7 protein-coding genes are annotated in these 7,907 nt (G+C 51.1%); 5 read left to right on the top strand and 2 right to left on the bottom strand.

Features of this window, described 5'->3' with window-relative positions:
- The first annotated feature begins 274 nt into the window (after nt 1-274).
- Nucleotides 275-955, top strand: a complete 681-nt coding sequence (locus tag EV294_RS29685) for an ABC transporter ATP-binding protein (protein WP_132313536.1) — start codon at nt 275-277, stop codon at nt 953-955.
- A gap of 73 nt (nt 956-1,028) precedes the next feature.
- On the opposite strand, the gene EV294_RS29680 is transcribed toward EV294_RS29685, so the two are convergent.
- Nucleotides 1,029-1,763 carry a stalk domain-containing protein gene (locus EV294_RS29680; protein WP_165930850.1) on the bottom strand — a complete coding sequence of 245 codons (735 nt, stop codon included), beginning with the start codon at nt 1,761-1,763 and terminating at the stop codon, nt 1,029-1,031.
- Between the two features lie 267 nt (nt 1,764-2,030).
- On the opposite strand from EV294_RS29680, the gene EV294_RS29675 reads away from it, so the two are divergent.
- From EV294_RS29675 to EV294_RS29660, 4 genes are all read left to right on the top strand, one after another.
- Entirely contained in the window at nt 2,031-3,053 is a 1,023-nt protein-coding gene (locus EV294_RS29675; RefSeq protein WP_132313532.1) for a LacI family DNA-binding transcriptional regulator, read from the top strand.
- A 31-nt stretch (nt 3,054-3,084) separates the two neighbouring features.
- Nucleotides 3,085-5,277, top strand: a complete 2,193-nt coding sequence (locus EV294_RS29670; RefSeq protein ID WP_132313530.1) for an alpha-galactosidase — start codon at nt 3,085-3,087, stop codon at nt 5,275-5,277.
- A gap of 149 nt (nt 5,278-5,426) precedes the next feature.
- Nucleotides 5,427-6,038: a hypothetical protein gene (locus tag EV294_RS29665; RefSeq protein ID WP_132313528.1), complete on the top strand. Its 612-nt coding sequence runs from the start codon at nt 5,427-5,429 to the stop codon at nt 6,036-6,038.
- Nucleotides 6,039-6,300: 262 nt separating this feature from the next.
- Complete coding sequence (locus tag EV294_RS29660; protein WP_132313526.1) at nt 6,301-6,978, top strand: VOC family protein; 678 nt, start codon at nt 6,301-6,303, stop codon at nt 6,976-6,978.
- A gap of 45 nt (nt 6,979-7,023) precedes the next feature.
- Here the strand turns inward: EV294_RS29660 and EV294_RS29655 are convergent, their stop codons facing one another.
- Complete coding sequence (locus EV294_RS29655; protein ID WP_132313524.1) at nt 7,024-7,872, bottom strand: helix-turn-helix domain-containing protein; 849 nt, start codon at nt 7,870-7,872, stop codon at nt 7,024-7,026.
- Nucleotides 7,873-7,907: the final 35 nt, after the last annotated feature.

Below are 7,907 nucleotides of genomic sequence, written 5' to 3'. Positions count from 1 at the left end.
TTCGAAGAAGCACAGTTTTTAAAAAAACATAAAAGCTGGGCTTAGTTTCGTGTTGCCATATTTAGGTCTGAGCTAAGAGTAATTTTCGGGGTAGCATGCTTCTCGTTCAGGCGTTGGAAGCGGTATTGCCAAACGGCATGCCGTTCCGGCTTCCCGCCTCTACGCTTGCTTTTACAGGCGGCGCTTTGATAGCTATGTCGCTGGCTGGCTCCCTGCTATCCGTGTGGAAAGTAAACAGAATAAACGCTTTGGATGCAATAGGGAGGACGGCGGCATGAGACAACGGATCGTTTTGCAAAATATTACGCATTCGTTCGAGGATGGCGGCACGCAGCGCTTAGTGCTGGATCACTTGAATTTAAGCGTCGCGGAAGGCGAGCTTGTTGCCGTCATGGGGCCGTCCGGCTCCGGAAAAAGCACGTTTCTCTCCATTGCGGGAGCGCTTCTTGAGCCAACAAGCGGCGATGTGCGGGTTGAAGGGCAATCGGTCATCGGCAAGGCTCATCAGGAGCTGTCGGATTTGAGGCTTCATAAGCTTGGGTTTATTTTTCAAAGCGCCAATCTGATTCCTTATTTGAAGGTGGAAGAGCAGCTGCTGTTCGTGGCGAAGCAGGGAGGCATGGACAAATTGAGGGCAAAAGGCAGGGCGAAGGAGCTGCTTCAGAAGCTGGGCTTGACCCATCGCCGCCGTGCCTATCCGGAGAAGCTGTCCGGGGGAGAACGCCAACGCGTCGCAATCGCCAGAGCGCTCATGAATGATCCGGCCGTTCTGCTTGCGGACGAACCGACGGCAAGCCTCGACGCAAGCCGCGGAATGGATGTCGTGCGCATGATCGCGGGCGAGGCTAATGAGCAAGGCAAAGCCGCCATCATGGTCACTCACGATGAACGGGTTCTTCCGTTATGCGACCGGGTTTTGTATCTGGAGGACGGGCGTTTGGTGGAGCACGAATAGCGCGCATCATATTAGAGGAAACAGGTAAAGGAGCGAATTTCCGCTCCTTTACCTGTTTCCTATTCGATCTATATTATTGAATCAATCTGGCATCAAAAATAGCAAATCCACCCGATTTTCCACCTGTAATAGTATCTACCGTTATATCTACTTTTAGCAGCGAAACTTCGCTCAAATCAAGATCGATGGGAATTGGAGACGTAAGGTCCGACGGAATTTCACCGCTTTTAAATAATAAGTTGTCTTTTCCGTCTTTTATGGTTACAGTTCCAATATCTTTAGAACCCGGTCTATAATTCCACAATGATAATGGGGCTATAAGACCCTTTAGTCGTTTGTATTTGGAATCCAGAAAATAAGTGTGCACGGAATAATACGTTTCGGAGTCCGTAGCTGAAGCGATTATCCCGTGGGAAAACTTCTCGCCAAGATTAGATTCCGTTTCTCCATTGCCTAAAAGGACATGCGTATATCCTGCCGACGAATAGTTAACCGATAGATTCCTCATGTTTTCTAAGTAGGTTACCGTTCCCTCTTTTGGTGTTCCTATATATACTGCCTTGTTATTCTTGTCGTACTGAACGCTTTGACCGGCGGACTCACTCATATAACGAAGCGGAACATATGTCCTTCCCTTATAGATAAAGCTATGTTGGTCAGCCGGCATAATCTTTTCGCTATTATTAAAGAAGAACTTTAAAGAAACCATTTCCACATTTATACCTGATGCATAAACCATCGTCCCGGAAAGCAGCAAAGCACCTACCATAACACCTATAGTAAAATCTCTTATTCGCTTCATCCGCATGGCACTCATCCCTCCTTGTTATTAGATAAGTATATTTTTAAATCCATAAATTGTAAATTATTGCTTGTGCTTATAGGTCCAAACAAAAGGCAAGGTTCAACGAAAAATTTAGGGGTCAATATTAGTCCCATGAAAAAATAGAGCGAAGCATGCGATTGCCGCTAGGGCAGCCCGCAAGCTTCGCTCTTGTTTGTTACGCGGCTATTTGCTACAATATTTATTGTAGTTTAGTAAATTTATTAACTAAATTTTATGAATGAGGCATTTATGGCTACAATCAAACAAATTGCAAGCGAAGCGGGCGTCTCGCCTGCGACGGTATCGCGGGTGCTGAATAACGATTTGTCGCTGAGTGTCAGCGAAGAGACGCGCAGCCGCATCTTTAGTATTGCCGAACAGCTGCAATATAAGCCGGCGCGCCTCAAGCGAATGAAACAGGATCAGCTGCTCTCCACGATAAAGGTTGGTCTCGTTATGTGGTCGACGCTTGAAGACGAGCATAGCGATCCGTACTTTGGCGCCATCCGGCGCGGCATTGAAACCCGCTGCGAGGAGCTTGGCATCGGAATCGATAAGGTTATCCGCGGTGTTCTGAAGTCCGAAGCAACGCCGCTTTCGGAGCTGGACGGGCTTATCGTGGTGGGCTCCGTTGACGAACAAGAGATTCACCGGCTGTATCCGCGCAAGGACAGAGTAATCTTCGTCAATCACGATCAGACGCCGGATGATTGCGACTCCGTTCAGCTTAACTTTGGTCAAGCGATGAAGGAAGTGCTTCGTCATTTGTACGAGCTGGGGCATACGGAGATTGGTTTCATCGGAGGCAGCTCGAATCCCGACCTGCATGGCGAGGAGGGACAGCACGAGGATCCTCGGACCAGGCTGTTCGCCGAGCTGCAGCAGAAGCGGGGCATTTACAACCCCGAGCTGATGGTTTTGGCGGATTGGTCGTCGAACGGCGGATATGAAGTCATGCTTCGGATGCTGGACGAGGGGCACCGGCCTACGGCTTGCTTTGTTGCCAGCGATCCGATGGCGGTTGGCGCGCTTCGCGCCCTTCATGAACGCGGTCTTCGCGTTCCGGAGGATATGGCGATCGTCGGCTTCGACGATATCGAGGTATCCGCCTTCCTTACGCCGCCGCTTACAACCGTGCGCGTCCACACCGAGCTGATGGGCCGGACAGCCGTGCAGCTGCTGCTTGAACGAGTCGAGGGAAGAGAAATCGCCTCGCACATTACGATTAACACGAAGCTCATCGTTCGGGAGAGCAGCGGAACAAGCCGATAAATTATATGACATTATGAGGAGGAAACTAACCATGGCCATTATTTACGATCAGGAATCCAACGTATTTCATCTGCAATCGAAAAACACAAGCTACGCGTTTCAAATTCTGAAGCAGGGCTATCCCGCTCACCTTTATTGGGGCAAGAAGGTAAGAGGACTGCAGCTTAACCGTCTGCTACAGATCAAAGAAAGAGCGTCCTTCAGTCCGAACCCGGACCAGAACCAATTGGATCTATCGCTGGATGCTTTGCCGCAGGAGTACCCTTCCTATGGAGCAACCGATTTCCGTTCGCCGGCTTACCAGGTGAAGCTGCCAAACGGCTCGACGATTCTGGAATTGACCTACCACTCCCATGAAATCTACAACGGGAAAAAGAAGCTCGAAGGCCTGCCGGCTGTGTATGTCGAGTCGGATTCGGAAGCGCAGACGCTTGAGCTGACGCTGAAGGATGACCTGACCGGGCTTGCGGCGGTATTGTCCTATACGGTATTCGAGGAGCATGACGCGATTACGCGTTCCGTGAAATTCATGAATAACGGCGAGATGACGCTGGATCTGCAGCGTGCGCTTAGCATGAGCGTCGATTTTGTCCATGACCGCTTCGAAATGCTGCAATTGTCCGGCGCGTGGGCGCGCGAGCGTTACGTGCACAAGCGGAAGCTTGAGCCAGGCATGCAATCCGTCGAGAGCCGCCGCGGTTCCTCCAGCCATATGCAAAATCCGTTCCTCGCTCTGCTAAGCGAAGGCGCAACCGAGGATCATGGCGATGTTTACGGCGTTAACCTGGTATACAGCGGCAGCTTTATCGCGGGCGTTGAGGTAGATCAATACCATTCGTCGCGTTTGTTTATCGGCATTAATCCATTCGACTTCAACTGGAAGCTGGAAGCCGGAGCGCAGTTCCAAACGCCGGAAGCGGTTATGGTCTTCTCATCCGAAGGACTTGGCGGCATGTCCCGCACTTATCACGAGCTGTATCGCACAAGACTGGTTCGCGGGGAATTCCGCGACAAGACCCGTCCAATCCTCGTTAACAACTGGGAAGCGACGTACTTCAACTTCAACGCGGACAAAATCGAAGCGATCGCTACGGCGGGCAAAGAGCTTGGCATCGAAATGTTTGTACTCGACGACGGCTGGTTCGGCAAACGCAATAACGATACAACGTCGCTTGGCGACTGGTTTGTTGACAAGAACAAGCTGCCGAACGGGCTTGAGGATCTGGTTGCCCGGGTAAAACGTCTGGACATGCAGTTTGGCTTGTGGTTCGAGCCCGAGATGATCTCGCCGGAGAGCGAGCTGTACAAGGCGCATCCGGACTGGTGCCTCCATGTGGAAGGCCGCCGCAGATCGCAAGGCCGCAATCAGCTGATTCTCGACTTCTCCCGCCAGGATGTAAGAGACTACATCGTGAAGACGGTATCGGATATTCTGTCGAGCGCGCCAATCACTTACGTGAAATGGGACATGAACCGCAACATGACGGAGATCGGTTCCGCTCTGCTGCCCGCTGACCGCCAGCGCGAGACGGCTCACCGTTACATGCTGGGACTGTACGAAGTGCTCGAGACGATTACTTCTTCGTTCCCGCATATTCTGTTCGAGAGCTGCTCGGGCGGCGGCGGACGTTTCGATCCGGGTATGCTGTATTACATGCCGCAGACTTGGACCAGCGATAACACCGATGCGGTTTCCCGCCTGAAGATCCAGTACGGTACAAGCATCGTTTATCCGATCAGCACGATGGGTGCCCATGTATCGGCGATCCCGAACCATCAGGTTGGCCGTAAAGCATCCCTTGAAACCCGCGGCAACGTAGCTTTGTCCGGCAACTTCGGCTATGAGCTGGACCTTACCGTGTTTACGGAAGAAGAGAAGGAAGCCGTGAAGAAACAGGTTGCCCTGTACAAAGAGGTTCGTCCTCTCGTGCAATTCGGCGATTTCTACCGTCTGCTCAGCCCGTTTGAGGGGAACGAGACGGCTTGGATGTTTGTCTCCAAAGATAAGAGCGAAGCGTTTGTCGTTTACGTATCCGTCCTTCAAGAGGCCAATCAGAAGCTGGACCGTCTCCGCCTGAAAGGGCTTGATCCGAACTTTGATTATGTACTGGACGGAGAAGAAGGCGCATTTGGCGGCGACGAGCTGATGCATGCCGGCATCCAAGCGCCTCTGTTCCACGGCGATTATTCGAGCAAGGTATTCCGCTTCCGCGCGGTAAAATAAAGCGAAGCAATCCTGGAAGGACGGAGGTCCTTTCAGGATTTTTTATGTTTATAAGTAAGGTTAAATTTTACTGGCAAAGCATATTTATAGGACATTGATCGAGTACAATAAAAGGAAAAGAATAAAAGCCGAAGGAGGTTATGAGGAAGGTGAACATTCGCATACGCGGCTATTCGCTTGAACGGATTTTTACCGTGAAAAGCCTTGCAGCCTTGCTGATCGCTTTTATGCTGACGCCTTTGCTGCTAACGGTACACGCGATGCTCCAGGAGAGGTATTCCCAGGCTGTCATCGAGGATCATCTATTCTCGCGTAATGGTTACCGGATTACGGGGCAGCAGCAGTCGGTGAAGCTGAATTTCCGGATTGATCCGGCCTATATTCCGAAGAAGCAGGGCGATGTGTTCGAGCTGCATAAGCTTATCTATAACCGCAATCATACGAAGATTTACCTGGAGACGGTTGCCTGGTACAACCCGCCTCAGAATTCGGATAATATTTATATCGAGTTGAAGCTTGATCCTACTTATCTATACGGCAAAGGCAGCTTTGTAACCGACGCTATATTTCATGACGATCATTCCTTCAGCAGCGTCCTGTTTATGCCGGATTATTACGCCGATAACGGCGCCAAGCTTCCGATTAATGACGGGAACGGCAGAAACAGCGCTTTTATTCCCGTGGAGCAGCTTGGGGATCTTGATGGCGGGCTAACGCTGAGGTTTGAAGGGTTTAACCTGGTGAAATACGAGCGTGAGTAAGGGAAGGAAGACTATCGCCCAGCGGTGCCTAGCTACGTTGTATGAAAGGCAATATATTTAACCCAATCAGCTAATGAGGTAGAGTTATGTTGAACGTTATGCAGGATATATGCAGCCAAACCGGTAGCAGAAGCGTATTACGGGTAAATATACTGTAAAAAATGCAACGAAGCAGCGGTTTCGGTTCAATTTGGTTGCGTTATACTGCATTTCATACAGTCTGCCAGCAGAACTTGTGAGGAGTATGGAAGGAGAGAGTCGAATGATCATCCAACGGTTAGAGCTGTATACGCATAAAGTACCGGAGCAAAAAAGCTTTTACACCGGGTCGCTGGGCATGCCGTTAATAGAGGAAGCGGAAGACTCCTTCACCGTGCTGGCCGGGCATACGAGATTAACGTTTAAGCAGGCTAATGAAAGCTATGTCTATCATTTTGCTTTTAACATTGAAGAGAACAAGCTGGGGTCGGCGGTTCGCTTTGTGCGTGAACGAACTCAGCCGCTTAGCGACGGGCAGGAAGTGATATTCCGCTTTGAAGCTTGGAATGCCCATGCCTGTTACTTTTATGATGCCGCGGGTAACATCGTGGAATTTATTGCGAGGCATAATCTTGCCAGCCAAGCGGAGGGACCGTTCTCCATCGAGGATGTGACGGGCGTCAGCGAGCTGGGCATGCCGGTAGCGGACGTGCCGACGGCTGTCCGGTATTGCCGGGAGGAGCTGGATCTTGAGCCATGGCGAGGCAACGGAGCGGATTTTCAGCCCGTTGGCGATGAGCATGGCTTATTTATCGTTGCCTCTCTGGACCGATCCTGGTTCCCGACGCAGACCCAAGCGGAGGCAGCGCCTTTTACGATCACGATAGCGGGCTCGCTAGACCGGAGATCCGTTATTCCGGGCTATCCCTACGAGATCATTCTCTCAAGCTCTGCCGAATAAGGTAAGCCCTGTTCCCGGAACAGGGCTTTTTTATGCCCTTTCCCTTCATTGAAATTGCTTCTTGTATTCGCTTGGCGGAATGCCTACGGTGCTGCGGAAAATTCGGCTGAAGTAGAGTGGGTTGTCGTAGCCGACAACCGCCGCGACCTCTTTCACATGAAGCGAAGACTCCGACAGTAGCTTTTTTGCTTCATTTATCCGAATCTCGGTAATATACTTCATCGGCGTCATGCCGGTCACTTCCTTGAACTTGTGAATAAACCGGAATACGCTCAAGGAGCATTCGCCCGCCAGTTCGGATATGCTTAAGGAATCGCTGTATTTTTCATGGATGTAAGCAATCATCTGATTAATGTCGGGATGCCGTCCCTGGGCTCCCGGCTCCTCCGCCGTTTGCAGCCTTCTGCCCAGCAGCGCAAGCATTTCGAGCAGATAAGCGTTAACCATATGGCTGCCGAGAGGCCGGTGGCTATTCAGCTCCTGGATCATTTTTTTAAACAAAGCCGTCACTTCATCCAGGATGCCAACCGTGTGAACGGACTGCTGCAGCAGGCCGAATTGCTGCAGGTAATCATATGCGCTGTAGCCGGTAAAATGAATCCAATACACCTCCGTGCCGTCCTCGGCCTGATAGCTGTAATGCTGCGGCTGACCCGGCGTGTAGACGACCAGGCTGCCGCTTGGCACCTCGATCGTCTCGTTATGGAATCGAAAGCGGCCTTTGCCGCCCGTGATATAGATCAGTTGATAATCTACCCGTCCATGCTCGCGATTGCGCGACAGGCTTCTCGTCTGCAGCCTTTGGTAGCCGCACCAGTTAACGGCCAGAAATTGCTCTGTATCCTCAATACCGCGCTCCTGCCAGCCGTGGGCATCACCGGATATACTGATCACAACGCGTCACTCCCGGAACAACAATTTTGTGTATG

The sequence above is a fragment of the Paenibacillus sp. BK033 genome, from assembly GCF_004345425.1.
Classification (GTDB): Bacteria; Bacillota; Bacilli; order Paenibacillales; family Paenibacillaceae; genus Pristimantibacillus.
This window is presented reverse-complemented; position numbering and strand designations above follow the sequence as displayed.